We start from the raw sequence: 25,694 nt of genomic DNA, 5'->3' as shown, positions 1-25,694 counted from the left end.
CCGGGACGACGCCGACCCGCCCGGGCCGTAACAGTGGTGTAACTTACTGTCAGTAGGAATACCGCTGTACGTCACTTCCCCCGCTGACTGACCGGTTTTTCCTTGCTCGTGGCGGTCAGTCCTTTGCTGATCGGAATGCCCGAGATGCGACAGAGCTCCCTGGTGGTGGTAGCAAACCGCCTCCCCATCGATGACGACGCGGCGCCCGACGGGGCCTGCGAATGGCGCCGCAGCCCAGGTGGGCTGGTCAGCGCGCTGCACCCGCTGCTGCGGCACACCCCGGCCACCTGGGTCGGCTGGGCCGGCGGCACCGGAGCGGCCCCCGCGCTGCCGGACGTGGACGGCGTCCGGATGCACACCGTGGCGCTCAGCCACGAGGACCTGCGCGACCACTACGAGGGGTTCGCCAACGCCACCCTCTGGCCGCTCTACCACGACGCCGTCGAGCAGCCGCAGCACCACCGCCGGTGGTGGGAGGCGTACCAACGGGTCAACCAGCGCTTCGCCGAGGCTGCGGCCGAGGTGACCGAGCCCGGCGGGGTGGTCTGGGTGCAGGACTACCACCTGCAACTGGTCCCCGGCCTGCTCCGCGCGCTCCGGCCGGACCTGCGCATCGGGTTCTTCCTGCACGTGCCGTTCCCGCCGCCGGAGCTGTTCATGCAGCTCCCCCGCCGGGTCGAGCTGCTGCGCGGCATGCTCGGTGCCGACCTGGTCGGCTTCCAGCGCGCCCAGGCGGCACACAACTTCGCTCAACTGGTGGCCAAGGTGCTGGAGCTGCCCGCCACCGACCGGCGGATCGGGGTCGGCGACCGGGTGGTGCGCATCGGCGCGTTCCCGGTCTCCATCGACACGGCCGAGATGGCCGCGCTGGCCGCCCGCCCGGACGTGGCCGCCCGGGCCCGCCGGCTGCGCCAGGACCTCGGCGATCCCCGCCAGGTCATCCTCAGCGTGGACCGGATGGACTACACCAAGGGCATCGAGCAGCGCCTGAAGGCATACAGCGAGCTGCTGGCCAGCGGCGACGTCAAGGTCCGCGACACGGTTCTGGTGCAGGTCGCCATGCCGAGCCGGGAACGCGTCGGCCAGTACCAGATCCTGCGCGAGCGGATCGAGCGCGAGGTGGGCCGGATCAACGGCGAGTTCGGCCGGGTCGGCGAGCCGGCCATCCACTACCTGACCCAGCCCTTCGACCGGGCCGAACTGGCCGCGCTCTACCGGGTCGCCGACGTGATGGCGGTGACCCCACTGCGCGACGGGATGAACCTGGTCGCCAAGGAGTACGTCGCCGCCCGGGTGGACGACGCGGGCACCCTGCTGCTCAGTGAGTTCGCCGGCACCGCCGCCGAGCTGTCCCAGGCGTACCTGGTCAACCCGCACGACCTGGAAGGGCTCAAGCAGGGGCTGCGCGCGGCGCTGCGGGCCAGCCCCGCCGACGCCACGCAGCGGATGCGGGCCATGCGTGCCCACCTGCACCGGCACGACATCCGGGCCTGGGCCCGCTCCTACCTGAGCGCGCTGGACGAGAGCGGCGCCCTGGTCGGCCGCCTGACCAGCACCGACGGCACCCCGGACAGCGCCGTCCGGGTGCCCAGCCCGGCGACCCGGGCCACCCACCTCGCCGGCGGCTGACGGCCCGGTCCGCTCAGCGCGCCGCCGACTCCTTCTCCAACCAGTCCAGGATTGCGTCGATCGGCTCCGACCAGCGCGCGTCCAGCATCAGATCGTGGCCCATGCCGGGGAAGAGCAGCGGAGCCGAGCCGTACCGCCGGGCCACCCGGGTCAACGCCGACGCCGGCACCACCCGGTCGTCCGGGCTGCCCAGCACCAGCACCGGTGGCGCACCGACGGCCGGTTCGACGGCCGGGCCGCCCAGCAGCGACCACTGCGCCCGCCGGCCGGCCCGGCCGAGCCGGCCGACGTACTGCCGGGCCTGGGCGTCGGGCAGCTCACGGCTGAACAACTGCGCCCGGCTGAGCCGCAGCGGCCCACCGAACGCCGCCGGCAGCGTGCCGGCCGGGTTGCGGCGCAGGGCCGTGCCGAGCACACCCCAGCCACCGAAGACCGGCGCCACCAGCACCGCGGCCCGCGCCGGGTAGCGGGCCAACGCGTGCGCCACCACCAGCGCCCCGGCGCCGTGCCCCACCAGCACCGTCTGCCGCGGCAGGCCCGCGGCCACCTGGACCACATCATGGGCGTACGCGCGCAGCGTCGCCTCCGGCGCGGGCTCGCTGCCGCCGTGCCCGCGCAGACTCACCGCGTGCGCCGGGAACCCCCGCGACGCCGCGTGCCCCAGCCAGTGCTCGGCGAACGCCCACGCCCCGTGCCCGAAGCCGGGAACGAAGAGCAGCGGCGGACGCCCCTCGTCCAGCTCGGGACTGGCGCTGAGCACCTCACGCCGGGCCGCCCGGACCGGGCGGGACCACTCCCGGCCCCGCATGATCCGCAGCTCGCTGCTCATTTGCCCTCCAGCTCGACCAGGGCGCGCTCGACGGCGCGCAGGTAGTCGGCGTGACCGACCTCGAACCAGTGCCGGCTGCTCTCCTTGACCTGCGCGGAGTAGCGCTCCCCGGCCCGCTCACGTACCCGCCGCGCGAACGCCGCGGCCCGCTCCGGCCGGTCCCGTCGGGCCTGCAACAGCCGGGCGATGAGCACGGTCTGCCAGTGCGCCAACGTGAACATGCCGGAATCCGGCTGGAGCAGCCCGGCCACCGCCAACGTCGGATGCCCCGGAGTGAAGGCGTTGAGCCACAGCGTCGGCCGGCCCTCACCGGCACTGTCACCGAACACCGACGCGTCCAGGAACTCGAAGCGCGGCAGGTAGCCGGTGGCGAAGATGACCAGCTCAGGGTCGATCTCGCGGCCGTCGGCCAGCTCCACCGCGTACGGGTGGAACCGGGCGATGTCGGGCACCGGGCCGATCGCGCCGTGGCCCACGTAGTAGACGAGCTGGCTGTTGGCGATCGGGTGCGTCTCGTACACCCGGTGGTCGGGCTTGGGCAGGCCGAAGCGGGTCAGGTCACCGACGGTCAGCCGCAGCGTCCAGTGGTAGAGCCACTGCCGTACCCGCAGCGGCACCCGCAGCGCCAGCAGCGCGTCGTTGACCTGGTCGGCCGGGCGGCCGAGGACGTACTTCGGGGCGTACCAGTAGCCGCGCCGGGTGGAGTGCCAGCAGTGCGCCGCCTGCTGGGCGGCCTCGACGGCGATGTCGCAGCCGGTGTTGCCGGCACCGACCACCAGCACCCGCTTGCCGCGAAGCTGCGTCGGGTCCTTGTAGGACGACGCGTGCATGATCTCGCCGCGGAACTGCTCCAGCCCCTCGTAGCGGGGCAGCTTGGGCGACCAGTTGTGCCCGTTGGCGACCACCACGGCCGCGTACCGGGAGGTGCGCTCCGGCCCGTACCCGCCGGTGGAGCGGGTGGTCACATCCCAGCGCTCTCCGTCGGCCGGCTCGACCCGGATCACCTCGGTGCCGAACCAGATGTGCGAGCGCAGGTCGAAGTGGTCGGCGTACCGCTCGAAGTAGCTGAGCAGCTGACTGTGGTGCGGGTAGTCCGGCCAGGAGTCCGGCATCGGGAAGTCGGGGAACTGGGTGAACGGCTTCGACGACAACAGGTGGGTGCTGGCGTACACCGGGCTGCGGTCGTGCCGCCAGTTCCAGGCGCCGCCGACGCCGGTCTCCCGCTCGTAGCAGTCCACGCCGAACCCGTGCTCGCGCAGATTCTTGATCGCGGTCAGGCCGCTGGCCCCGGCCCCGATGACGCAGACCGTGTCGCCCCGGTCGGAGACCGGGGCGCCGTCGCGGTGCAGCGCGGACGCGGGCGCCTCCGGGTCGGGCCGGCCGTGGTCGGTGGAGGTGGACACCGGAACATCTCCTTTTGTGCGGCACGCGTGCCGGTCGCGCGAAATCCTCTCCACAACGGAGCCGGATGTCCAGCCCCGGCGCGGACGGATCGACGGCCGGCCGCTTCGGGGGTCAGCCGGTGGTGGGCAGCAGCAGGTCGACCAGGACCGGGAAGTGGTCGCTGGCCCGCCGGGTCTGCGGAGTGTCCACCACGTCGTAGTCGACCACGGTGATCCGTGGGTCGACGAACAGGGCGTCGATGCGCCGACGCGGGTCGGCGCAGGAGTAGGTGTGCCGGTCCGCCAGGTCGGCGGCCACCGCGGCGTCGGTCAACCCGCGTGCCACGGTGGCCCAGGCCGGCCCGTCCGGACCCTCGTTGAGATCGGCCCCGGCCAGGACCGGGCTGCTCGCCGCGTCCAGCCCGCGCTTGAACTCGGCGGCCTGCCCGGGACGCTCGGCCGGATCGGTGGACAGGTGCGAGCCGGCGAGGGTGAAGCGGGCGTCACCGACCCGGCAGTCGGCGTACGCGGCACCGCGCAGATGCCGGCCGGGGGTGAGCGGAAAGCGTTGGCAGTGGGTGCCACGCACCTGGACCCGCAGGCTGGTCAGCAGCAGATTGCCCAGCGCGGGCAACCCGCCGGCGGCCACGAACAGGCCGAACGACTCGGCCAGCGTGGCGGACTTCTGCCGCCACCGGAACCGGCGCGGCCCCTCCTGCACGATCACCACGTCCGGCCGCGCGGCCCGGACCACCGCCGCCAGCGCGGCGGTGTCGTCGCGCTGGCTGTGGATGTTGTACGACACCACCCGCAGCGGTACGCCGGCACCCTGGCCCATTGCGGCCCGCCTCAGATCCGCCGGGCCAGGTCGGCGGCGCCGATCACCCCGGCGCTGTTGCCCAGCTCGGCGGGGCGGATCTCGGCCACCGGCAGTCGGCCCCGCTGGGCCAGCGCGTCGAGGTACGAGCGGCGCGTCGGGCCGAGCAGCAGGTCACCGGCGTCGATCACACCACCGCCGACCACCAGGGCCTGCGGGTCGAGGATCTGCGCCATGTCGGCGAGGCTGGTGCCCAGCCAGCGGCCGATCTGCGCGAACGCCTCGGCGGAGACCGGGTCGCCGCCCTGCGCGGCGGCGGTCACCATCGGGCCGGTGATCGCCTCGGCGTCCCCACCGGCCAGCTCCAGCAGAGCGGTGGCCCGCTGGGGCTCCTGGCGGGCACCGGCTCGGGCGAAGCGGACCAGGGCGCTGCCGCTGGCGTACTGCTCGATGCAGCCCAGCCGCCCGCAGCCGCACTGGTGCCCGTCCGGCACGGCCAGCATGTGGCCCAGTTCCGCGGCGATGCCGTGCGCGCCGCGCACCAGCTCCCCGCCGAGCACGATGCCGCCGCCGACGCCGGTGCCGATGGTGAACATGACCATGGAGTCGTCGGCGTCCCGGGCCGCGCCGTAGCGGAACTCCGCCCAGGCGGCCACGTTGCCGTCGTTCTCGACGATCACGGGAAGGCCGACGGCCTCGCTGACGTACTCGCGCAGCGGCTCGTCCCGCCAGGCCAGGTTGGGGGCGAAGAGCACCGTCGAGCGGCTGGCGTCGATCCAGCCGGCCGCGCCGATGCCGACGCTCTCGATCGTCCGCCCGGCAGCCAGCTCGCCGACCAGCTCGATGATGACGTCGCGGGTCTTGCCGACGTCATCGGCGGGAGTGTCCCGTCGGGCCTGCACGAGGACCGCGCCGGTGTCGTCCACGACACCGCCGGCCACCTTCGTGCCACCGACGTCGACTCCGATGGTCAGCGTCACCGCTGCCGCCCCCTCTGCTCTGCTGTGCTGTCCGGCCCGCGCGCCGGCGGCACGCCGGTCCGGGTCGGGATGTCCCGCGGTCAGGCGCCGTCGCCCGGTGCGTCCGCTCCGGTGTCGTCCGGCACCCGCGTCGCGGGCACCACGGGTCGCTTGGTCGGTGCCGGTGCGGCCACCGACCCGGCCTCTTCGACGGGTGGCACAGCGGCCGGGGCGAGTGGGTCCGCCGTCCGGGTGGCGACCGACCAGACATCCCGCTCCGGCGCCGGCTGAGAATCATGCCCGGTGCGGGTGGCTTCGCGCCACACGTGGTCGTCATCGGTGCCGACGGGCCGGTCGGCCGGTGTGGGGTCGAGGGTCTCGGCGTCGGTGCTCGGGTCGGCGGCCGAGGCGGGTGCCGGCCGAGGCGGGGCTGCGGGCTCCGGCGGGCTGGCCTGGGGCGATTCCACCGGGGCGAACGCGCGCAGCAGGCTGGCCACGCCCGCCGCGAGGTCACCGGCCCCGGTGGCCAGCCGCTCGGCGAATTCCGGACTCGGGTCGCGCAACGCGGCGATACCGCGGCAGACCGGGCAGATGCAGCATTCGGCCGTACCGGTGGCGAAACCTCCACCGGCGCCGGGGCGACCGCCCGGGTCGGCACTGTGACCGAGGACACCGGCCAACATCCCGCCCAACGGCCCCCACGCTCCGCCCGTCGAACCGGCCGAGGCCAGTCGCGCGCCAGCGAGCAGGGTGGCGACCAGTCGCTCTGCCTCTTCCCGGGCCGAACCCGGATCCGTCCCGCCCAACCTCGGCTCCTCTACCCTGCCGCCGGACGCGTCACTGCGCCGCACCGAGTGCTTCTACCCGGCGCTTGAGCTGCTTCAACGCGGTGTCCATGATCATCTTTTCGGCCTTGCGCCGGAACATGCCGAGCATCCCCACGGACAGCTCGACCTCCAGGGTGTAGGTCACCGTGGTGCCATCGTCCGGGTTACCCACCAGGTCGTACGAACCGCGCTGGCTCTTCTGCATCTTCGAGGGCGCCACCAGGTGCCACTCGATCCGGGACAGGTCCTCGGCGTACTCGTAGGCAAGCACGTACTCGTCGGCCATCACGGCGGCGTCGATGGTGAAGTGCACCTGACTGGCGTAGCCGTCCTCGTACTCCTCGACGACCTCGACGCGGCGTACCGCCTCGGTCCACTCCGGGTAGCGCGCGAAGTCGCAGATGACCGCCGCCACCCGCTCCGGTGACGCGCCGATGATGATCGACTGGGTGGAGGAGTCCGCCATGGGGGGAGGCTACCCGGCGGGCACCACCCGCGCGCCGCGCCGCCCCCGCCGCGCCCGGGGGTCGGCACCCCGCCCGCGCCGCGGCCCGACCGTCACGATGCCGACCGACCATCCTGGTTGTCCCACCCGGACCGGGCGCCGGGTAGGTTTCGACAGAGCCGACGCCCGAGATGGCGGCCGGCCCGGCCAGTGCGAGCACGAGGGAGTGCAAGTGCGCGAGTTCTCCGTTCCGCCGATCGTCACCGTCGGCGACGCGGCCAACCTCACCGACCCGGTCTGGGACAACGCCGAGGTCGCGCCGGACGCCGTCCAGTTCGCCCGGCCCCTCCCCAACGCCGACGGCACCGTCACGAGCTGGGCCGAGGTGACCTGCCGGGAGTTCCGGGACGAGGTGACGGCGGTGGCCCGCGGGCTGATCGCCGCCGGCGTCCAGCCGGGCGCCCGGGTCGCGCTGATGAGTCGGACCCGTTACGAGTGGACGCTGCTGGACTACGCCATCTGGGCCGCCGGCGCGGTCACCGTGCCGGTCTACGAGACCTCCAGCGCCGAGCAGGCCGCCTGGATCCTCGCCGACTCCGGCGCGGTCGCCGTCGTGGTGGAGACCACCGCGCACGCCACGCTGGTCGCCGGTATCCGGGACCGGCTGCCCGACCTGGAGCACAGCTGGCAGATCGACCTCGGTGGGGTCGACGAGCTGGTCACCGCCGGCGCCACGGTCGAGGCCGCCGAGGTGCAGCGCCGCCGCAAGGCAGTCCGCTCCGGCGACCTGGCCACCATCGTCTACACCAGCGGCACCACCGGTCGGCCCAAGGGCTGCATGCTCACCCACCGCAACCTGTACGCCGACATCGCCAACGCGGTGCCGGTGCTGCCGAACCTGTTCAACCCCGGCGCCACCACCCTGCTCTTCCTGCCGCTGGCGCACGTCTTCGCGCGGCTGATCCAGATCGGTGTGGTGCAGGCCCGGGCCACCATGGCGCACTGCGCCGACACCAAGAACCTGGTCGCCGAGTTGCAGGCGTTCCGACCGACCTTCGTGCTCTCCGTACCCCGGGTGTTCGAGAAGGTCTACAACGCGGCCAAGCAGAAGGCCGAGGCGGACGGCAAGGGCGGCGTCTTCGCCCGCGCCGAGCAGGTCGCCGTCGCGTACAGCGAGGCGCTGGAGACCCCGGGCGGGCCCGGCCTCGCGCTGCGCGCCCAGCACGCGGTCTTCGACCGGCTGGTCTACCGCAAGCTGCGTGCCGCGCTCGGCGGCCGGTGCCGGGACGCCGTCTCCGGCGGCGCGCCGCTCGGTGCCCGGCTCGGCCACTTCTTCCGCGGCGTCGGCGTGACGGTCCTGGAGGGCTACGGCCTGACCGAGACCTCGGCCGCCGCCGCGGCGAACCTCCCCACCGGCACCCGGATCGGCACCGTCGGCCGTCCGCTGCCGGGCGTGACCGTACGGATCGAGGACGACGGCGAGATCGTGCTCTCCGGCGACCTGGTCTTCAACGGCTACTGGAACAACGAGGCGGCGACCGCCGAGGCGCTCACCACCGACGGCTGGTTCCGCACCGGCGACCTGGGCCAGCTCGACAACGACGGCTACCTCGGCATCACGGGCCGCAAGAAGGAGCTGATCGTGACCGCGGGCGGCAAGAACGTCGCCCCGGCGGTGTTGGAGGACGTGGTCCGGGCACACCCGTTGATCAGCCAGTGCGTCGTGGTCGGCGACCGGCAGCCGTTCGTCGCGGCGCTGGTCACCGTCGACGAGGAGGCCCTGCCGCAGTGGCTGGAGGCGGCCGGGATGCCCGCCGACACCTCGGTGGAACAACTGCGCGAGCACGAGGGCATGCGCAGGGAGATCCAGTCCGCGATCGACGCCGCGAACCAGGCCGTCTCCAAGGCCGAGGCGATCAAGGTGTTCCGGATCCTGCCGCACGACTTCACCGAAGCCACCGGCGAGCTGACCCCCTCGCTCAAGGTCAAGCGCCAGGTTGTCCACAAGACCTACGCGGCGGAGATCGCCGATATCTACCGAGGCTGACTACCATCCGTCACGTGCCCGCATCGACTCCCGCTGCACCGCACCCGCATCCCCTCGCCGCGGCCGCCCGCCTGGTGATGCTGGCGCTGGTCGCCGTCCTGACCCTGTTCGCCACCCACGACGTCGCCCAGCTGTGGTGGATCGCGCTGCTGGCGGTCGCCGGCCTGCCCGCGCTGCTGGCCCCCACGCACCGACTGATCGGCCCCCTGAGCCGGGTGGCCGAGGTGGTGGTGCTCGGGCTCGCCGCGAGCCAGGTCGCCGCGGTCGCGTCGATCGGCGGGACGGTCGACGGGCTCGGCGCCTCGGCGGTGCTGCCCTACCTGGCGGTGCCGGTGACCGTCACCGCGCTGCGCCGGCACTTCTCCGAGGGCGCCGCCCTGCTCGCCGTCACCGCCGCGACCCTGCTGATCAGCGGCGCGTTGACCGAGGTCGGCGGTGAGCGTCAGCTCGGCCAGCTGGGCTACCTGGCGGTCTGCGCGCAGTGGCTGATCCTGGCCGCACTGGGCCTCTACGCCGCCGGCACCCTGCACCGGGTGATGGCGGTACGCGGTGAGGGCAAGCCCCAGCCGTACGCCGAGGCGACCCGGCTGCTGACCCAGCTCCGTACCGTGGCCCGGCAGCTGCCCGGGGCGACCCTGGACCCGGGCGGCATCTCCGAGCACCTGCTGGAGGAGCTGCGCACGGTGGCTCGGGCGGACCGGGGCGCGGTGCTCTCGGCCAGCGGCGGCGGCCGGCTCGTGGTGCTCGCCCAGGCCGGGGTGGACCGGGTGGACTGGGAGACGACGCTGGACGCGGACTCGGCGATCGCCGACGCCTGGGCCAGTCAGCAGGCGCAGACCGCCGCCCGGTCGCAGTCCCGCTCGCACCGCGGTGGCGACGTCTCGGCGCTGATCGTCCCGCTGGTCGCCGGGGTGCGCACGGTGGGACTGGTGGTGTTGGAGGCGGACGCCGCGCACGCGTACCCGCAGCCGGTGGTCTCCCGGGTGACCGCGCTGACCCAGCCGGCCGCGCTGCGGCTGGAGGCGGCGCTGCTCTTCGACGAGGTCCGCTCACTGGCGACCAACGAGGAGCGACAGCGGCTCGCCCGGGAGATCCACGACGGGGTGGCGCAGGAGCTGGTGATGGTCGGCTACGGCATCGACAACGCCCTGGCCACCGTCTTCGACGACGCCGAGGAGACCGCCGAGGCCCTGCGGACCCTGCGCGGCGAGGTGACCCGGGTGATCACCGAGCTGCGGCTGAGCCTGTTCGAGCTGCGTAGCGAGGTGGACCGGCAGGGCGGCCTGGCGGCGGCGATCGCCGAGTACGCGCGTACCGTCGGCGCCTCCGGCGGACTGCGGGTGCACCTGTCGCTGGACGAGTCCACCGCGCGGCTCCCGGCGGCCACCGAGGCCGAGTTGCTGCGCATCGCGCAGGAGGCCGTGACCAACGCGCGTAAACACGCCGGGGCGTCGAATTTGTGGGTCACGTGCGAGGTCGACCCCCCGTACGCGCAAATTGAAGTGTCGGATGACGGTCAGGGGATGGCTGACCAGCGCCCCGACGGACGGTACGGTCTTGCGATCATGGCCGAGAGGGCGGAACGTATCCGGGGCCGGTTGGAGATCAGGCCGCGGCAACCGAGCGGCACTACCGTGGCGGTGGTTCTCGGCACCTCGTCCCGGCGCGATAACGTGCGCGGCAGCGCAGCACCAGAAGGGGAGTAACCCGAGGATGACCACAAGTCCGACACCGGCTACCCGTACCAAGGTCCTCCTTGTCGACGATCATGACCTGATTCGTAAGGGCCTGCGGCACGCCTTCGAGCGCGACCGCCAGTTCGAGGTCGTCGGTGAGGCCGCCACGGCGGCAGAGGGGGTACGCCAGGCCGGCGCCCTGCAGCCGGATGTGGTGATCATGGATCTGCGGCTGCCCGACGGCAGCGGCCTGGAGGCCACCCGTGCGCTGCGCAAGTCCAGCGCGTCCATGGGCATCGTGGTGCTGACCATGTATGCGGGCGACGACCAGCTCTTCGGCGCCCTGGAGGCGGGTGCGAGCGCCTTCGTGCCGAAGACCGCCCCGGCCGACGAGGTGGTGGCCGCAGCCCGGCACGCCGCCTCCTCTCCCAGCGCGTTCACGGCGGCCGACCTGGCCGAGGCGATGAAGCGCCGGCTCGCCCCGTCCGGTCCGCAGCTGTCCCCCCGCGAGGGTCAGGTGCTGCGGCTGCTCGCCGACGGGATGAGCGTGGCCGGCATCGCCAAGCAGCTGTTCGTCAGCGAGTCCACGGCCAAGACGCACATCTCCAAGCTCTACGAGAAGCTCGGGGCCGCCAACCGCGCGCAGGCGCTGATGACCGCGCTGCGGCTCGGCCTGCTCGAGGCGCCCGACGCTCCGAAGTTCTGACCTGCCCCCGCTCGGTGAGCGGGACGACGCGACCGAAGGTCCGCGCCAGCCTCCGGGCGGCGCGGACCTTCGCGTATCGACCGACGTCGGGCCGAACCTGGCGACACGCTATGGTCTGGCGGGCACGGCGGGGGCACAATACCCGCGCGGGCGACGACGTTCGCGCGTTGGACTAGGGGTGAGCGCATGCAGCGGCCGGACTGGGCACCCGACACCATCGACATCGAGCGCCCGAGCGTCGCGCGCATGTACGACTACTACCTCGGGGGCTCACACAACTTCGCCGCCGACCGGGCCGCGGCCCAGGCGATGGTGGCGGCGGTGCCGGAGGCGCCGCTGATGGCCCAGGCCAACAGGGCCTTTCTCCGCCGGGCCGTGCACCACCTCGCGGAGGCCGGTATCCGGCAGTTCCTGGACATCGGCTCGGGGATCCCCACCGTCGGCAACGTGCACGAGATCGCCCAGCGGATCGACCCGGAGTCGCGGGTGGTCTATGTGGACGTCGACCCGGTGGCCGTGGCGCACAGCCGGGAGATCCTCGCCGGCAACGACCGCGCGGCGGTCGCGCAGGAGGACCTGCGCAACCCGGACAAGATCCTGGCCCATCCAGAGGTACGCGGCCTGCTCGACCTGACGCAGCCGGTGGCCGTGATGATCGTGGCGGTGCTGCACTTCGTCTCCGATGAGGACCGACCGGCGGAGCTGCTGCGTACTCTGCGCGACGCGCTCGCCCCGGGCAGCTACCTGGTGCTGTCGCAGGCCAGCGACGACGGGCGCAGCCTTGACGAGCGGGCCGAGGCGGAACGCGTCTACCGGCGTACCGACAGCCCGCTCTGGGTTCGCAGCAGGGCCGAGCTGACCGCGCTGTTCGACGGCTTCGAGCTGGTCGACCCGGGCGTAGTCTGGGTGCCCCAGTGGCGGCCGGACACCCCGGAGAGCGCCGAGGACGCCGAGCGTGCGGTCTTCATGGGCGGGGTCGGGCGGCTCGGTGGCTGATTCGCCCGAAGCGACCTCCTCCAGCCCGGGCAACTTCGCCCGGGCCTGGGCCAAGGCGGTCTCCGGCACCAGCTACCTGCCGATGACCCAGGCGCAGCTCGAAACGCTGCTGCACCGGCTCACCGGTGAGCTGGCCGGCGCGCTGCTCGGCGAGCGGTTCGACCTGCGCGCCGGGCACCGGGTCGGCGCCGAGTTGGTCGCGGCGCACATCGCCTCCGCCGAGGGGCTGGGTCGTACCGTCGAGATCATCCAACTCCGGCTGGTACGTGACCTGGGCCTGGTAGCCGAGGAGGTCGAGGACCGGATGGCCCGGCTGCTGGCCGCCGTGGCGACCGGCTACGCCCGCGCGCTGCGGGACCGCACGCTCGACGAGCAGGAGTCGATCCGGCGCGCCGCCATGATGGCCCGGACGCAGGCCGAGCGCGCGCTGCGGGCCAGCGAGGCGAGGTTCCGCCACCAGGCCACCCACGACCCGCTGACCGGCCTGCCCAACCGGACGTTGTTCACCGAGCGGCTCACCGCAGCGTTGAACGAGCCGGGCCGGGGCGCGCAGCGAATCGGCGTCTGCTTCCTGGACCTGGACCGCTTCAAGATCGTCAACGACACCCTGGGGCATCAGGTCGGCGACCGGCTGCTCACCGCGGTGGCCGAGCGGCTGTCCCACGCCCTGGGTGAGCACCTGGTCGCCCGGCTCGGTGGGGACGAGTTCGTCATCCTGGTGGAGCAGACCGGTGGCACCGACGACATCGTGAAGGTGGCCGAGGCCGCGCTGGCCGCGATCCGGACACCGGCGCTGGTCGACGGGCACGAGCTTCAGGTCTCGGCGAGCATCGGCATCGTCGAGCGTACGGTGGCCGGCGCCAACCCCGGGGACCTGATGCGCGCCGCCGACAGCACCCTGCACTGGGCCAAGTCGGCCGGGGGCTCGCGCTGGGCGCTCTACGACGCCGAACGCAATCGGCGGGAGCTGGCCCGGTACGCGCTCTCCGCCGCGATTCCGGCCGCGCTCGAGCGGGGCGAGTTCTACCTCGACTACCAGCCACTCACCTCGCTGCGGGACGGGCGGCTGCTCGGTGTGGAGGCGCTGGTCCGCTGGCGACACCCGGAGCTGGGGGTGCTGCGTCCGGACAGCTTCATCGGGCTGGCCGAGGAGACCGGCCTCATCGTGCAGCTGGGCGGGTGGGTGCTGGCCGAGGCGTGCCGGGAGGCGGAGGCCTGGTCGGCCGGTGGTGAGGCGGCGCCGTTCGTGAGCGTCAACCTGGCCGTTCGGCAGGTGCACCGGCCCGGGTTGGTGCAGGAGGTGCTCAATCTGCTGCGGCAGACCGGGCTGCCGCCGGAGCGGCTCCAACTGGAGATCACCGAGAGCACGATGATGAGCACCGCCGAGGAGCCGGTACGCGCCCTGCGAATGCTGGCCGACCTCGGGGTACGGATCGCCATCGACGACTTCGGCACCGGTTACAGCAATCTGGCATATCTGCGGGACCTGCCGGTGACCGAGCTGAAGGTGGCCGGGGAGTTCGTGGCCGGGCTGCTGTCGCCGGCGGTCGGACGGACCGACGAGCGGATCCTCGCCTCGTTGGTGTCGCTGGCGCACGCCTTGGATCTGACGGTCACCGCCGAGGGCGTGGAGACCGCCGGGCAGGCCGAGCGGCTGCGGGCGATCGGCTGCGACGCCGCCCAGGGCTGGCACTTCGGCCGTCCTGCGCCCGCCGACCGGATTCTGGCCCGTATCCGCTGACCGGCTGCGGCCCGCGGCCCGGCGCTGCCCCGCGGCCCGGCACTGGCTCGCGTCACGGCGCTGGCTCGCGTCACGGCTTCGCTCGTTCTCTGGCGGCCGGGCACGTTGGTGAGCGATATACCTCAGGGGCATAAATATGACTCTGAGGTATACCGCTCACCATGGTGGTGCCCGCCAGCCGGAGAGCGGCACGCCGCAGCGCCCTTCCAGACCCGAGGCAGCGGCAGCGGCAGCGGCAGCGGCAGCGGCAGCGGCAGCGGCAGCGAGTAGACAGCGTCTACGGACGCCTGGTAGACAGTGTCTATGAGCGAGGAGGCGGGTGTCCGGGCGCGGCTGGTGGCCGCCGGGGTGGACCTGGTGCTGCGCGAGGGCCAGTCGGCGGTGTCGCTGCGGGAGATCGCCCGCCGTGCCGGGGTCTCGCACGGCGCGCCACGCCGCTACTTCCCCACCCACGTCGACCTGCTGTCCGCCATCGCGCGGGAGGGTTTCGCCGACCTCGCCGCCCGGGTCGAGGAGACCATGCGCGCCGCCGGCCCGGACCCGCGTGCCCGGCTGACCGCGCTGGGCCGGACGTACCTGGATTTCGCAGCGGCGCACCGCGGCATGTTCGAGCTGATGTTCCGACACGACCTGCTCGCCAGCGGCCGACTGCGGCTACGCGAGACGAGCCTGCCCCTGTTCGCCGTCCTGGCCGACCTGGTGGCCCAGGTACGCCGGCCGACCGACGCACCGGCCCCGGTGCTGGCCGGCGCGCTCTGGGCCAACCTGCACGGCATCGCCCAACTCTGGGCCTGGGGCAGCCTGCCGCTGGCCACCGGCGCCACCGATGACGACGCCCTGCTACGCGCCGCACTGGACGCCCACCTCGGCCCGGCCACCGCCTGAAACGTCCACCCTCGACACCCTCGGGAGAACCGGTGCCCCTGCTCTACGACCTCATGAAGCTGACCGTCGGCACCACGCTGCGGCTGGCCTGGCGACCGCGTGTCGAAGGGTTGGAGCACCTGCCCCGACATGGTGGCGCGATCCTCGCCGGCAACCACCTGTCCGTCGCCGACGAGCTGTTCCTGGCCAGCCTGACCCCTCGACACGTCACCTTCTGGGCCAAGGCCGAGTACTTCACCGGCCGCGGTCCGGGCGGCTGGCTCAACCGACAGATCGTCAACGGCATGGGTGCCATCCGGGTCGAGCGCGGCGGCGGCCGGGCCGCGCTCAGCGCCCTCGACGCCGCCGTGCCGGTGCTGCGTGCCGGCGGTCTGGTCGCCGTCTACCCGGAGGGCACCCGCTCCCCCGATGGGCGGCTCTACCGGGGTCGTACCGGGATGACCCGACTGGCCCGCGACGCCGGCGTGCCGATCATCCCGGTCGGCGTGCTCGGCACCGCCGAGGTGCTTCCGGTCGACGCGCGGCTGCCCCGCCGGCACCCGGTCAGCCTGCGCCTCGGCCCCCGATCCCGGTGGCCGACCGGATCCACGGGCCCCGCGACATCCGGACGGTCACCGACGAGGTGATGGCGGCGATCCAACGGCTCACCGGCCAGGAGTACGTGCCCCGCTACGCCCCGCCCCGGTCGACCTCCGCCTGAGCGACGCGGCGATCAACCGGCGAGCAGCGCCGCCATCCGCTGCGCCTGTGCCTCCCAGCGCCATTCCCGCTCCACCCATGCCCGGCCGGCCGCACCCAGTTGGCGGGCCAGGTCACGGTCGGCGAGCAGCCGGGCCACCCGGTCGGCGAGCTGGGCGACGTCGCGACCGCGTACCACGTAGCCGGTCTCTCCCTCGCGTACCGCGTCCGGAGCGCCCCCCGAGTCGCCGGCCACCACCGGCAGGCCCGTCGCGGACGCCTCCAGGTAGACGATGCCCAACCCCTCCACGTCCAGCCCTCGGTTGCGGGTGCGGCAGGGCATCGCGTAGACGTCGCCGGCCGCGTAGTGCGCCGGCAGCTCGGCCCACGGCACCGAGCCGGTGAAGACCACGTCCCGTTCCACCCCGACCTGCCGGGCCAGCTTCTCCAGGGTCGCCCGGTACGGCCCACCGCCGACGATCAACAGCGCCGCGTCGGGGACCCGGCGGTGGATCTCCGGCAGCGCCCGGATCAGCATGTCCTGCCCCTTGCGTGGCACCAGCCGGGACACGCAGACCACCACCGGCCGGTCGGTCAGCCCCAGCCGGGCGCGGACCGGCTCACCGTCCACGCTCGGGTGGTAGGTGTCCACGTCCACACCGGGCGCCAGCCGGCGCAGCTCGGTCACCCCGTCCAGCACCCGGGCCAACCGGCTGCGGGTGTATTCACCGAGGTAGGTCGTGACGTCGACACCCCGGCCGATCCGGCGCAGCGCCGGCCGGGCGGCGGGCAGTGCGGCCCAACCCACCTCGTGCCCGTGGGTCTGCGCCACCACCCGTCGTACGCCGGCCCGTCGGCGCAGACCGGGGGCGAGCAGCCCGAGCGGGGCCGCCGCGCCGAACCACACCGTGTCGCAGTCGTACGCCCGAGCCAGCCGCGCCGCCCGGCGGGCGATCAGCGGGGTGGGCAGCAGCACCCGGGTGCGTTCCCGGATCACCTCGAACGGCTGGTCAGCGTCGAACTTCGCGGCACCGCGCCAGCTCGACGCGTATACCACCACCGAGCCGGCCGGTTGACGCACCGCGAGGTTGTGCACGAAGGACTGGATCCCGCCGGGGCGGGGCGGAAAGTCGTTGGTGATCAGCAGGGTACGGGTCATCGGCCGGCCTCCCGGGCGTACGCGCGGGCGGCGGCCATCCGCTCCACGGTGGACGGGTGTGAGGCCGAGTAGAGGTATTCCCAGCGCGGCGGGTCGGGATCGCCGAGGTTGACCGAACCGAGCCGGCGCTGCATCGCCTCGAACGCGACCGGATCACGGGTGAGCTCGAGCGCATGCGCGTCGGCCCGCGCCTCCACCCGCCGGGACATCAGCGCCTGCACCGGCGCAGCCACCAACCCGGCTACCGTGACCAGGGCGACCAGCAACGGGAACGCGCGCGGTTGGGCGACCGACTCGACGCCGGCCAGCCGCAGCAGCGGCCCCCACGAGCCGAGCAGATAGAGCGCCACCACCGCGGCGGCGGCCCCCAGCGCACCGGTCAGCGTGCCGACCGTCACGTCGCGGTCCTTCGCGTGCCCCAACTCGTGCGCCACCACGGCGGTCACCTCGGCAGGGGTGGCCTCGCGCAGCAGCGTGTCGTAGACGACCACCCGCCGGGTCGGCCCGAGACCGGAGACGTACGCGTTGACCGCCTTGGTCCGTCGGGAGGCGTCGGCGACCAGCACGTCGCGCACCGGCACCCCGTCGCGGGCGGCCATGCTGATCAGCTCGGTACGCAACGGGCCCTGCTCCAGCGGGGTGAACCGGTTGAACACCGGCTCGACCAGCACCGGCAGCACGAACGACAACAGCACCACCAGCAGGGCCGCACCGGCCGCGCCGAACGCCCACCACCACCGCGGGGCGAGCCGGATGACCGCGTAGAAGCCGAAAAGCGCCACCGCGCCGATCACCGCACTGACCGCGTACGACTTGAGTAGGTCGACCGCCCAGCCGCCCCAGCCGTTGGTGCTCAGCCCGTAGCGGGTGAGCACGCTCTGCCGCCAGGCGGAGAACGGGAGGGTGAGCAGGTCGGCGACGAGCACCACGGACAGCCCACCGAGCACCGCCTGCGCGGCCCAGTGCCCGTGAAAGGGCCGGCCCACCAGCTCGACGAGCCGACTGCCCAGCGGGGTCAGCCCGAGCGCGAGGGCGATCAGCAGCCCGACGGCGAGCGCGGCGTAGCCGCCGGGGCGCAGCGCGGCGCGGAACTCCCGCCCCCGGGCCACCTGCTCGGCCGGCAGGTCGCGTAGCGCGGCGAGTTGGTCGGCGCGGGGCGCGGGCGGCCGGTGCCAGGGGATGAACAGCGCGGCGACCACGACCAGCGCGACGGTCAACCCGCCCAGGGTCAGCAGCGCCCAGCCGCGCGGGGTCACCGGGACACCACGCTGCGCTCCGCGCGACGGGCGTTCCCGCTGCTGCCGGCGCGCTCGCCACCGCGGGCGCTGTCGCCACTGCCGGCGGGCCCGCCGTCGTCGCGTCGTACCCCGCTCATCCCGCCGCTCCTCCCGCCGTGACCGCCCATCCTATGGCCCGCGAAAAGCCCACTCCGGGCGCGGTGTGGTGATCAGGCCACGTGCCGTGCGGAGCGGCGGCGGGCGGCGCCCGGGTTCGCGGCACCGGGACGCGCGGGCGCCGCCAGCACCTCCACCTCGAAGCCGGCGCGGGCGAGCACCTCGATCGCCTGGACCTCGGCGGCGACCAAACCGGCCGCCGGCGACGTGTCGTCGAGCAGGGCCGCCACCAGGCAGCCGGAACAGCCGTCGCCCCGCTTCGCGCACCCCTCGCAGTCGATGAGCATCACGCCTCCTGATCGGCTCGCGACGCACGGCCGGCACGCTGTCGTCGCCGCCCGAGCACCGTCGGTCACATCGACGCTAGCCACCGGGTACGACAGAAACCCGGACAACCGCCCCGACCAATCATTTGCAGGGCTAGATCGACTCCAGATCAGCGATATCGGGGTATCCCGACCGGCCCGCGACACCCCGGCTTGACCGAACTCGTGTCGATCAGGTGTAGGAAGCCGCACCGTTTGGTGTACCGGGCGCTCGGGCACCGATCGCCTCTCATTCGCCGAGGTCGGCCTCGCGCAGTGTTCCGTCCGACCCCATCCGCAACCGCCGGGGCGGACCCATGGTCCGTAGTGCCGCCGCGAGCTGAGCTGCAGGGGCCGCCTGCTCCTCGCCGGAGGCGTCCGTCACCTGGAAGCCGTGCAGGTAAACGGCTTCCGCGTCGATGTCCGTCGGGTCCGGACGTCCCTCGATGACGAAGCCGAACAGCGCGCGCAACGCTTCCTCACCCAGCTCAAGGGGGTGAAACGGCAACGGGTACGGCCCGCCCGGCAGCACCTCGACGGGATGCTCGCCCGCCCAGTACGGCAGCTCGAAGTCGTACGGCTCGCCGATGTTCTCCCGGATGCCGCCGTCGGGCGACAGACTCAATGATCTCTCCAGCACACCGTCCACCCAGACCGCGAAGCCCAGCCAGTCCACGACCGAGTGCATCCCGTGCAGGACGATCCGCCGGCCCGCCCCGGCCTGACGCAGGTGCGCCGGCAGCTCGGAGGGACGGTCGAGCATGAACCGTCGGTCGCAGTACAGCTCGACCCCACCCACCCTGGTGGCGTAGGTGATGTCGTCCGGCGGGTAGGTGTCGTCGAGCAACGTGCCATCGTCGGCAGGCGTCACCGCACAGCCCGGGTGGATCTGCCGTACCAGCACCTCGGCCTCGACTCGTTCCGAACGCGTCGCTCCTCGCAACGCGGAACGGATGTCACCCTCGACGAACGCCAACAGGGCCGTCTTCGCGCCCACGTCACTCCTCCCGGTCGTCGGCAGTCGAACAGGTGCGCACCCTACCGAGCCCGGCGGACAGGCCTACAGCTCTGGCAACTCGGGTCGCTGCCCGCCGGCCCGCTGGGCCACCAACAGACGACGTCCGCGCCGGTCTCCCGCGCGAGCCGTTCCGCCAGGACGAGTCCGACCTCGCCCCAGCTCTCGCGCTCTGGATCGGAGGCGTGCTCGCCGCCCCCGTACTCGCTGTGGCGCTCCCACCACTCGCGCCAGGCCCGCAGGTCGTGAGCCAGCTCGGCGGAGATCCCGAGTCGCTGTGGCGAGGACATGCCGGCCGGCTCCCACACCGGGAAGGCCGCGTAGTCGGGGACGACGTCCAAGCGGTGACCGCTCGGCGCCAGACCCACGGGGCACCACCGTGCGTGTCGTCGGAACTCCTCCATGCCTAAGCCCTCGGCCCCCTGGGTCACCATGCGCCCGCCGACTCGGGATCCAGCAGGTCGGCCTTGCCTGAGGCCCGTCCGTTGCGAAGTCCTCCTACCGTGGGGCCGTGACTATCGGGGGTAGGCGCGACAATCGGGGCAGGTAGATGGCTGACGAGCATGACCGCCCTCCGTCGGACCGTCCGGGCGGCGAGGTGGTGCCGCGCGGTCGGAGCGGATCGGCGAAACGACCTGTCATCGTGGTGGCGGTGATCGCCTGCGCATTCGCCGTGGTGATCGGGCTGATCGCGACGTGGGCGCGCGGTGATACTGACGGAACTGTCTCGGGCAAGGACCTGGTCTCCACGTCGGCCTGCAATCGCAAGGGTCAGATGTGCCGCCTGCGAACCTGCTACCAGGTCACCTACGTCACCGAAAGCGGCCGGAGCAAGAAGTCCTGCGTGCAGAAACCTCGCTACGACCGCATTCGGATCGGTGACCGCTTCTCGGACTAGGCCCATCCGGGTCTGTCAACCGGGTGCGCTCAGGAGCGGGCGAGCCGCCGCAGCAGCGAGTCGGCCCCCAGCGGGTAGGCGCCGTGCCGGCGTACCCCGTCGGCGACCTCGCGGTCCGATGAGACCACCACCACCGGACGGCCCGCCGGCTCGGCGCGGACCAGTCGCCGGATCAGCTCGTCGGCGGTCTCGCCCTTGCGGGAGAAGAGCACCCGTACGCCGCGCGGGGCGGGTGGCAGCCCGTGCATCCGCTCCGCGCCGTCGAAGACCACGGTGACCTCGTCCCCGGTCTGCGCGGCGATCCCGCCCAGCCCGGTGATCAGACGCTTGCGCTGCTGCTCCAACGACATCTCGCCGAAGCCGCGCTTGGTGACGTTGTAGCCGTCCACCACCAGGTGTGCCCGGGGCAGGGCGAGCAGTTGGTCCAGTCGGGCCGGGTCGTCGGTGTCCCGGGCGCGCGCGGCCGGGCCGGCCGGGGCGGTGCCCGGCTGCTCGGCGAACGCGTCGGCGACGAAGTCGGCGGGCAGCTTGTCGACCGGGTCCAGTGCCAGCTCCCGGCGCAGCCCGACGGCGGCCTGGCCGATGGTCTCCAGCAGCAGCCAGAGTCGGGCGTCGTCGACCGAGCGTGCCTCCTTGGCGCTGGCCCGGGCGACCCCGGCCGCCGCCTCGGCCTCGGCCAGCCGGGCTCGGGCCCGGCGCAGTTCGGCGTCCACCTCGGCGCTGGCCCGCGCGGCCCGGCCACGCTCGGTGGCCAATAGCTCGGTGGCCTTGCGCTCGCGGGCCTGGGTCTCCCGCAGTGTGCGGGCCACTTGGCGTGACTCCTCGCGGAGTTGGCCCAACTCCTCGCGGACCCGGGCCACCTCGTCGCGGAGCTTCTCCGCCTCGACCCGGGCCACCGCCCGGTCGTGCTCGGCCCGGGTGGCCCGCTGCTCGGCCTCGCGGACCAGCTCGGCGACGACGGCGCTGTCCGCCTCGGCGCGGACCGCCGCGCCGCTGGCGTCGATCAGTTCCCGCCAACCGCGCGGCCGGGCCAGGTAAGCCAGCGCGGCCACCTCAACCGGGTCGGCGGCGGCCGGGGCGGTGCCCTCGACCACGGCAGCACCAAGATCACCAGCGTCGCTCAGCACCCGGGCGGTGACCCGCTGCCGGAACAGCGGGTCGGCGGTGAGCTGGGCGGCGATGGCCGGTGCGCCGAGTCGGGCCCGACGGTTCGGGGCGAACTTGGCCACCCGGCGCAGCGGCACCGGCACCTCGTCGGCGGGCAGCCCCGGCAGCACCGCGGCGGTCAACGCCACGATCCGCTGTCGGACCGGCTCGGGCAGGGTGGGCTCGGGCTCGATGGCCGGCGCGTCGTCCGGGCCGGCGGCGGTCTCGGCGGCATCCGGGTCGCCCACGGCACCGTCACGTACGGCGACCGGATCCTCCTGCGGGAGGTGGTCGTCGGACGGGTCGGTGAGGGGCATGTGGCAAGTCTCCCACCGCTACCGGGCCCACCGCCCGGTGAGTGAGCCGATCTCTCATCCTAGCCCCATGTTGACTGGTGGGACCGCTGTGGCGGGAGTGTCGGACCGGCACGCTAGCGTGCCGCCGATGGCACAGGCGGAGTACGTCCAGGAGTCGCTGGCCGGTCTCGACCCGGCGACGGGCGGGGTGGACCCGGCGCTGCCGCTCTACGCGACCACCTTCGTGGTGGTCGACCTGGAGACCACCGGCGGTGCGCCGGACGGCGGCGGCATCACCGAGATCGGCGCGGTCAAGGTGCGCGGCGGCGAACAGTTGGGGGTGCTGGCCACCCTGGTCAACCCGGGCCAACCCATCCCGCCGTTCATCACCGTGCTGACCGGGATCACCGAGGCCATGCTGATGCCGGCGCCGCCGATCGAGCAGGTGTTGCCGAGCTTCCTGGAGTTCCTCACCGACGCGGTGCTGGTGGCCCACAACGCCCCCTACGACGTCGGCTTCCTCAAGGCCGCCTGCGCGAAGCACGGCTACCAGTGGCCCAACCCCCGGGTTCTGGACACGGCGGCGCTGGCCCGTCGGGTGCTGACCCGCGACGAGGTGCCCAACCGCAAACTGGGCACCCTGGCCGCCTATTTCCGCACCGCCGTGCAGCCCACCCACCGGGCGTTGGACGACGCGAAGGCCACCGTCGACGTGCTGCACGGGCTGATCGCCCGGCTCGGCGGGCACCGGGTCGACACCGTCGGCGAGGCGATCGAGTTCGCCCGGGCGGTCACCCCGACCCAGCGACGCAAGAAGCACCTGGCCGAAGGGCTGCCCAAGGCCCCCGGGGTCTACATCTTCCGGGCCGCCGACGACCGGCCGCTCTACGTCGGCACGTCCGGCGACATCGCCACCCGGGTGCGCAGCTACTTCACCGCCAGCGAGAAGCGCGCCCGGATCTCCGAGATGTTGGCGGCGGCCGAGCGGGTCGAGGCGGTCGAGTGCGCGCACTCGCTGGAGGCGGAGGTCCGCGAGCTGCGGCTGATCGCCGCGCACGCGCCGCCGTACAACCGGCGGTCGAAGTACCCGGAGCGGATGGTCTGGCTCAAGCTGACCGACGGGCCGTACCCCCGGCTGTCGGTGGTCCGCGACATCTCCCCCACCGACACCGCCTACCTCGGGCCGTTCACCTCCCGGCGGGCCGCGGAGCTGGCCGCCGCGGGCTTCCACGACGCGGTGCCGCTGCGCCAGTGCACGCACCGGCTCTCGCTGCGCACCGTCACGCCGGCCTGCGCGCTGGCCGAGCTGGGCCGCTGCCCGGCACCCTGCGAACACCGGATCACCCCCGAGGAGTACGACGACCGCGCGGCGACGCCGTTCCGCACGGCGACCACCACCGACCCGGCGCCGGTGGTGGACGCGCTGCTGGCCCGGATCGACGTGCTCTCGAACGACCAGCGCTACGAGGAGGCCGCCGTGGTGCGGTCCCGGCTGGCCGCGGTGCTGCGCGCCACCGTGCGGATGCAACGGCTGGCCGCGCTGACCGGGATCGTCGAGCTGGCCGCCGCTCGGCCGGCCGCCCGGGGCGGCTGGGAGCTGGCCCTGGTCCGGCACGGTCGGCTGGCGGGCGCGGGGGTCTCGCCGCCCGGCGTCCACCCGCGACCCACGCTGAACGCGATCCGGGCCACCGCCGAGACGGTGCCGGGCGGGCACGGTCCGGTGCCGGCGGCCACCGCCGAGGAGTCCGAGCGCATCCTGTCCTGGTTGGAACGGCCGGAGACCCGGCTGGTCGAGATGTCCTCCGGTTGGTCCTCCCCGGCCGGTGGCGCGGGCCGCTTCCGTGACCTGCTGACGAAGGCCGAGAACGCGTCGTCCCACCAACTCTCGACCGAACGCTCATGACCAACTGTCCGATCGGACTACGTCCACTCGCTTAGGCTGTTAGAGAAGTGCAGTCCTGCCCGTTTCGTGGGCCTGCTCCCGGCCGCCGGTTCCCGGTGGCCGTGGGGCCGGGGTGAGGAGGTGTCCCTCGTGGACGTCGACGCCGGACACGGCGCCGCCCTGGGGGGCGCCCTGCCGACCCAGTCGGGTGAGCTGCCGCTCACCCGCCGACTGCGGTCGTTGCTCACCTGGCCGACCACCGACTCGGACCCGGTGACCCAGCTGGTCCGGACCCACCGGGGCATCCACGCCGGCACCGATCCCGCGGTGCTGCGCCGGGCCTACACCATCGCGGAGAACATGCACCGCGGGCAGTTCCGCAAGAGCGGGGAGCCCTACATCACCCACCCGCTGGCGGTGGCGCAGATCTGCGCCGAGCTGGGGATGGACACCACCACGCTGGTGGCGGCGCTGCTGCACGACACGGTCGAGGACACCCGCTACACGCTCCAGGCGCTCTCCGAGGACTTCGGCGGCGAGGTGGCCCACCTGGTCGACGGCGTGACGAAGTTCGACAAGGCGTTCTACGGCAAGGCCGCCGAGGCGGAGACGATCCGCAAGATGATCGTCGCGGCCGCCAAGGACGTCCGGGTGCTGATCATCAAGCTGGCCGACCGACTGCACAACATGCGCACGCTCGGCGTGCGCTCGGCGTCGTCGCGCGAGCGGATCGCCCGCAAGACCCAGGAGGTGCTGGTACCGCTCTGCGACCGGCTGGGCATCCAGAGCCTCAAACGCGAGCTGGACGACGTGGTGCTGCTGCACCTGGAGCCCGACGAGCACGCCCGGCTGGCCCGGCACGTGCACGACCGGCCGGGCTGGGACGCATACCTGGACGCGGTGGTCACCCGGGCCCGGGTGGCACTGCGCCGCAGCCGGGTCGACGCCGAGGTGAGCCCCCGGCCCCGGCACCTCTACTCGATCTGGAAGGACACCATCGCCGGCGGCCACACCGCGCCGTACGACCTGCCGCGCATCTCGGTGGTGGTCGACGGTCCGGCCACCGACTGTTACGCCGCGTTGGGCGCGATCCACGGCACCTGGCGACCGGTCGCCGGCCGTTTCAAGGACTTCATCGCCTCACCGAAGAACAACCTCTACCGCTCCCTGCACACCAGTGTCTGCGGCCCACAGAACCGCACGGTGGAGGTGCTGATCCGCACCGAGGAGATGCACCGCTCGGCCGAGTACGGGATCGCCGCCGACTTCCGCTTCCCCCGCACGGGGGGCAGCGCGGCGGCCCGCGCCGAGCAGTTGGACTGGCTGCGCCGGGTGCTCGACTGGGAGCCGGACGCCGCCGACCCGGCGCAGTTCCTCGAGTCGCTGCGATGTGACCTCGCCGAGGGGCAGATCCAGGTCTTCTCCGACGGGCGGCAGATCGTGCTGCCGGCCGGTGCCACGCCGGTCGACCTGGCCTACGAGCTGGGCAGCGCGCGGGGCGACCACTGCCTCGCCGCCCGGATCAACGGCCGGCTCGCGCCGCTCAGCTCGGAGTTGGACGAGGGCGACGTGGTGGAGATCTTCACCGAGAGTGACGGGGACAACGGCTTCGAGGCCGGTGTGGCGCCGCGCGGCCCGCGCCGGGAGTGGCTCGGCTTCGTCAAGTCGCCGAGCGCGCAGATGCAGATCAACCGGTGGTTCGCCGAGCACACCGAGCCGGGCATCACGATCAGCGACAAGGTCCGCCTGGGCCGGGCCACCATCGGCCTCGCCCTGCGCCAGCACAACCGCGGCCTCGCCAGCGACCTGCCGCTGTTGCGCCTCTCCGAGGAGTTGGGCTACCCCGACCTGGAGACCCTGCTGGTCGCGGTCTTCGACCGGGTGATCGAACCGGACACCGTGGTACGCCAGCTCATCGACCTGGTCGACCATCGGCAGTGAGCCGGCGGCCCCCAGCGCGTCCGAGGGACATTCGTGACCAC

The 25,694-nt window shown here is 73.2% G+C and carries 22 protein-coding genes and 1 pseudogene; 11 read left to right on the top strand and 12 right to left on the bottom strand.

Going from position 1 to position 25,694, the window contains the following annotated elements; all coding sequences use genetic code 11:
- Positions 1–144: 144 nt before the first annotated feature.
- Positions 145–1,629 carry an alpha,alpha-trehalose-phosphate synthase (UDP-forming) gene (locus ACFQGL_RS04030; RefSeq protein ID WP_377505463.1) on the top strand — a complete coding sequence of 495 codons (1,485 nt, stop codon included), beginning with the start codon at positions 145–147 and terminating at the stop codon, positions 1,627–1,629.
- Positions 1,630–1,642: 13 nt separating this feature from the next.
- Here ACFQGL_RS04030 and ACFQGL_RS04025 read toward each other — a convergent pair whose 3' ends face one another.
- From ACFQGL_RS04025 to ACFQGL_RS04000, 6 genes are all read right to left on the bottom strand, one after another.
- A complete protein-coding gene (locus ACFQGL_RS04025; RefSeq protein ID WP_377505460.1) occupies positions 1,643–2,458 on the bottom strand; it encodes an alpha/beta hydrolase in 816 nt (271 codons plus the stop codon).
- Positions 2,455–3,861 carry a flavin-containing monooxygenase gene (locus ACFQGL_RS04020; protein WP_377505457.1) on the bottom strand — a complete coding sequence of 469 codons (1,407 nt, stop codon included), beginning with the start codon at positions 3,859–3,861 and terminating at the stop codon, positions 2,455–2,457. Before ACFQGL_RS04020 ends, ACFQGL_RS04025 begins: the two co-directional genes overlap by 4 nt.
- A gap of 112 nt (positions 3,862–3,973) precedes the next feature.
- Entirely contained in the window at positions 3,974–4,678 is a 705-nt protein-coding gene (locus ACFQGL_RS04015) for an endonuclease/exonuclease/phosphatase family protein (RefSeq protein WP_377505454.1), read from the bottom strand.
- Between the two features lie 11 nt (positions 4,679–4,689).
- A complete protein-coding gene (locus ACFQGL_RS04010; RefSeq protein WP_377505450.1) occupies positions 4,690–5,637 on the bottom strand; it encodes an ROK family glucokinase in 948 nt (315 codons plus the stop codon).
- An 80-nt stretch (positions 5,638–5,717) separates the two neighbouring features.
- Complete coding sequence (locus ACFQGL_RS04005; protein ID WP_377505447.1) at positions 5,718–6,422, bottom strand: hypothetical protein; 705 nt, start codon at positions 6,420–6,422, stop codon at positions 5,718–5,720.
- Between the two features lie 31 nt (positions 6,423–6,453).
- A complete protein-coding gene (locus ACFQGL_RS04000) occupies positions 6,454–6,909 on the bottom strand; it encodes an SRPBCC family protein (RefSeq protein WP_377505444.1) in 456 nt (151 codons plus the stop codon).
- 211 nt (positions 6,910–7,120) lie between these two features.
- Between ACFQGL_RS04000 and ACFQGL_RS03995 the strand changes: the two genes are divergently transcribed.
- From ACFQGL_RS03995 to ACFQGL_RS03965, 7 genes and pseudogenes are all read left to right on the top strand, one after another.
- Positions 7,121–8,935, top strand: a complete 1,815-nt coding sequence (locus ACFQGL_RS03995) for an AMP-dependent synthetase/ligase (RefSeq protein WP_377505441.1) — start codon at positions 7,121–7,123, stop codon at positions 8,933–8,935.
- Between the two features lie 14 nt (positions 8,936–8,949).
- The gene (locus tag ACFQGL_RS03990; RefSeq protein ID WP_377505438.1) at positions 8,950–10,641 is read left to right on the top strand and encodes a sensor histidine kinase; all 1,692 of its coding nucleotides are present in this window, start codon (positions 8,950–8,952) and stop codon (positions 10,639–10,641) included.
- A gap of 7 nt (positions 10,642–10,648) precedes the next feature.
- Complete coding sequence (locus ACFQGL_RS03985; protein WP_007072219.1) at positions 10,649–11,317, top strand: response regulator transcription factor; 669 nt, start codon at positions 10,649–10,651, stop codon at positions 11,315–11,317.
- Positions 11,318–11,503: 186 nt separating this feature from the next.
- The gene (locus ACFQGL_RS03980) at positions 11,504–12,313 is read left to right on the top strand and encodes an SAM-dependent methyltransferase (protein ID WP_377505435.1); all 810 of its coding nucleotides are present in this window, start codon (positions 11,504–11,506) and stop codon (positions 12,311–12,313) included.
- An 82-nt stretch (positions 12,314–12,395) separates the two neighbouring features.
- The gene (locus ACFQGL_RS03975) at positions 12,396–14,054 is read left to right on the top strand and encodes a putative bifunctional diguanylate cyclase/phosphodiesterase (RefSeq protein ID WP_377506005.1); all 1,659 of its coding nucleotides are present in this window, start codon (positions 12,396–12,398) and stop codon (positions 14,052–14,054) included.
- A 303-nt stretch (positions 14,055–14,357) separates the two neighbouring features.
- A complete protein-coding gene (locus ACFQGL_RS03970; RefSeq protein WP_377505432.1) occupies positions 14,358–14,939 on the top strand; it encodes a TetR/AcrR family transcriptional regulator in 582 nt (193 codons plus the stop codon).
- A gap of 32 nt (positions 14,940–14,971) precedes the next feature.
- A pseudogene (locus ACFQGL_RS03965) lies at positions 14,972–15,639 on the top strand (lysophospholipid acyltransferase family protein).
- 12 nt (positions 15,640–15,651) lie between these two features.
- On the opposite strand, the gene ACFQGL_RS03960 reads toward ACFQGL_RS03965, so the two are convergent.
- The 5 genes from ACFQGL_RS03960 to ACFQGL_RS03940 all read right to left on the bottom strand — a co-directional run bounded on the left by ACFQGL_RS03960 (position 15,652) and on the right by ACFQGL_RS03940 (position 19,472).
- On the bottom strand, positions 15,652–16,776 hold the full coding sequence (locus ACFQGL_RS03960; RefSeq protein ID WP_377505429.1) for a glycosyltransferase family 4 protein: 1,125 nt from the start codon (positions 16,774–16,776) through the stop codon (positions 15,652–15,654).
- Positions 16,773–18,032, bottom strand: a complete 1,260-nt coding sequence (locus tag ACFQGL_RS03955; RefSeq protein ID WP_377505426.1) for a M48 family metallopeptidase — start codon at positions 18,030–18,032, stop codon at positions 16,773–16,775. The genes ACFQGL_RS03960 and ACFQGL_RS03955 overlap by 4 nt, the downstream gene beginning before the upstream one ends.
- Positions 18,029–18,151 (bottom strand): hypothetical protein, encoded by a 123-nt coding sequence (locus ACFQGL_RS03950; RefSeq protein WP_377505423.1) that lies wholly within the window; start codon positions 18,149–18,151, stop codon positions 18,029–18,031. Before ACFQGL_RS03950 ends, ACFQGL_RS03955 begins: the two co-directional genes overlap by 4 nt.
- Positions 18,152–18,223: 72 nt before the next feature.
- Positions 18,224–18,457: a hypothetical protein gene (locus ACFQGL_RS03945; RefSeq protein ID WP_377505420.1), complete on the bottom strand. Its 234-nt coding sequence runs from the start codon at positions 18,455–18,457 to the stop codon at positions 18,224–18,226.
- 268 nt (positions 18,458–18,725) lie between these two features.
- Complete coding sequence (locus ACFQGL_RS03940) at positions 18,726–19,472, bottom strand: DUF6928 family protein (protein WP_377505417.1); 747 nt, start codon at positions 19,470–19,472, stop codon at positions 18,726–18,728.
- Positions 19,473–20,040: 568 nt separating this feature from the next.
- Here ACFQGL_RS03940 and ACFQGL_RS03935 point away from each other — a divergent pair.
- A complete protein-coding gene (locus ACFQGL_RS03935) occupies positions 20,041–20,388 on the top strand; it encodes a hypothetical protein (RefSeq protein ID WP_377505414.1) in 348 nt (115 codons plus the stop codon).
- A gap of 29 nt (positions 20,389–20,417) precedes the next feature.
- On the opposite strand, the gene ACFQGL_RS03930 is transcribed toward ACFQGL_RS03935, so the two are convergent.
- Positions 20,418–21,851 (bottom strand): NYN domain-containing protein, encoded by a 1,434-nt coding sequence (locus ACFQGL_RS03930; RefSeq protein ID WP_377505411.1) that lies wholly within the window; start codon positions 21,849–21,851, stop codon positions 20,418–20,420.
- A gap of 127 nt (positions 21,852–21,978) precedes the next feature.
- On the opposite strand from ACFQGL_RS03930, the gene ACFQGL_RS03925 reads away from it, so the two are divergent.
- Positions 21,979–23,733 (top strand): DEDD exonuclease domain-containing protein, encoded by a 1,755-nt coding sequence (locus tag ACFQGL_RS03925; protein WP_377505408.1) that lies wholly within the window; start codon positions 21,979–21,981, stop codon positions 23,731–23,733.
- 129 nt (positions 23,734–23,862) lie between these two features.
- A complete protein-coding gene (locus tag ACFQGL_RS03920) occupies positions 23,863–25,653 on the top strand; it encodes a RelA/SpoT family protein (RefSeq protein WP_377506002.1) in 1,791 nt (596 codons plus the stop codon).
- Positions 25,654–25,694: the final 41 nt, after the last annotated feature.

The organism is Micromonospora vulcania (assembly GCF_042658605.1).
GTDB classification, from domain to species: Bacteria; Actinomycetota; Actinomycetes; order Mycobacteriales; family Micromonosporaceae; genus Micromonospora; species Micromonospora vulcania.
Note: the sequence above shows the minus strand (reverse complement) of the source record. Positions and strands in the feature narration are given on the sequence as shown.

Coding starts and splice junctions, on each gene's coding strand:
- ACFQGL_RS04030 (WP_377505463.1), top strand. CDS start 145: ATGCGACAGAGCTCCCTGGTGGTGGTAGCAAACCGCCTCCCCATCGAT.
- ACFQGL_RS04025 (WP_377505460.1), bottom strand. CDS start 2,458: ATGAGCAGCGAGCTGCGGATCATGCGGGGCCGGGAGTGGTCCCGCCCG.
- ACFQGL_RS04015 (WP_377505454.1), bottom strand. CDS start 4,678: ATGGGCCAGGGTGCCGGCGTACCGCTGCGGGTGGTGTCGTACAACATC.
- ACFQGL_RS04000 (WP_377505444.1), bottom strand. CDS start 6,909: ATGGCGGACTCCTCCACCCAGTCGATCATCATCGGCGCGTCACCGGAG.
- ACFQGL_RS03985 (WP_007072219.1), top strand. CDS start 10,649: ATGACCACAAGTCCGACACCGGCTACCCGTACCAAGGTCCTCCTTGTC.
- ACFQGL_RS03980 (WP_377505435.1), top strand. CDS start 11,504: ATGCAGCGGCCGGACTGGGCACCCGACACCATCGACATCGAGCGCCCG.
- ACFQGL_RS03975 (WP_377506005.1), top strand. CDS start 12,396: ATGACCCAGGCGCAGCTCGAAACGCTGCTGCACCGGCTCACCGGTGAG.
- ACFQGL_RS03970 (WP_377505432.1), top strand. CDS start 14,358: ATGAGCGAGGAGGCGGGTGTCCGGGCGCGGCTGGTGGCCGCCGGGGTG.
- ACFQGL_RS03960 (WP_377505429.1), bottom strand. CDS start 16,776: ATGACCCGTACCCTGCTGATCACCAACGACTTTCCGCCCCGCCCCGGC.
- ACFQGL_RS03950 (WP_377505423.1), bottom strand. CDS start 18,151: ATGAGCGGGGTACGACGCGACGACGGCGGGCCCGCCGGCAGTGGCGAC.
- ACFQGL_RS03945 (WP_377505420.1), bottom strand. CDS start 18,457: ATGCTCATCGACTGCGAGGGGTGCGCGAAGCGGGGCGACGGCTGTTCC.
- ACFQGL_RS03935 (WP_377505414.1), top strand. CDS start 20,041: ATGGCTGACGAGCATGACCGCCCTCCGTCGGACCGTCCGGGCGGCGAG.
- ACFQGL_RS03930 (WP_377505411.1), bottom strand. CDS start 21,851: ATGCCCCTCACCGACCCGTCCGACGACCACCTCCCGCAGGAGGATCCG.
- ACFQGL_RS03925 (WP_377505408.1), top strand. CDS start 21,979: ATGGCACAGGCGGAGTACGTCCAGGAGTCGCTGGCCGGTCTCGACCCG.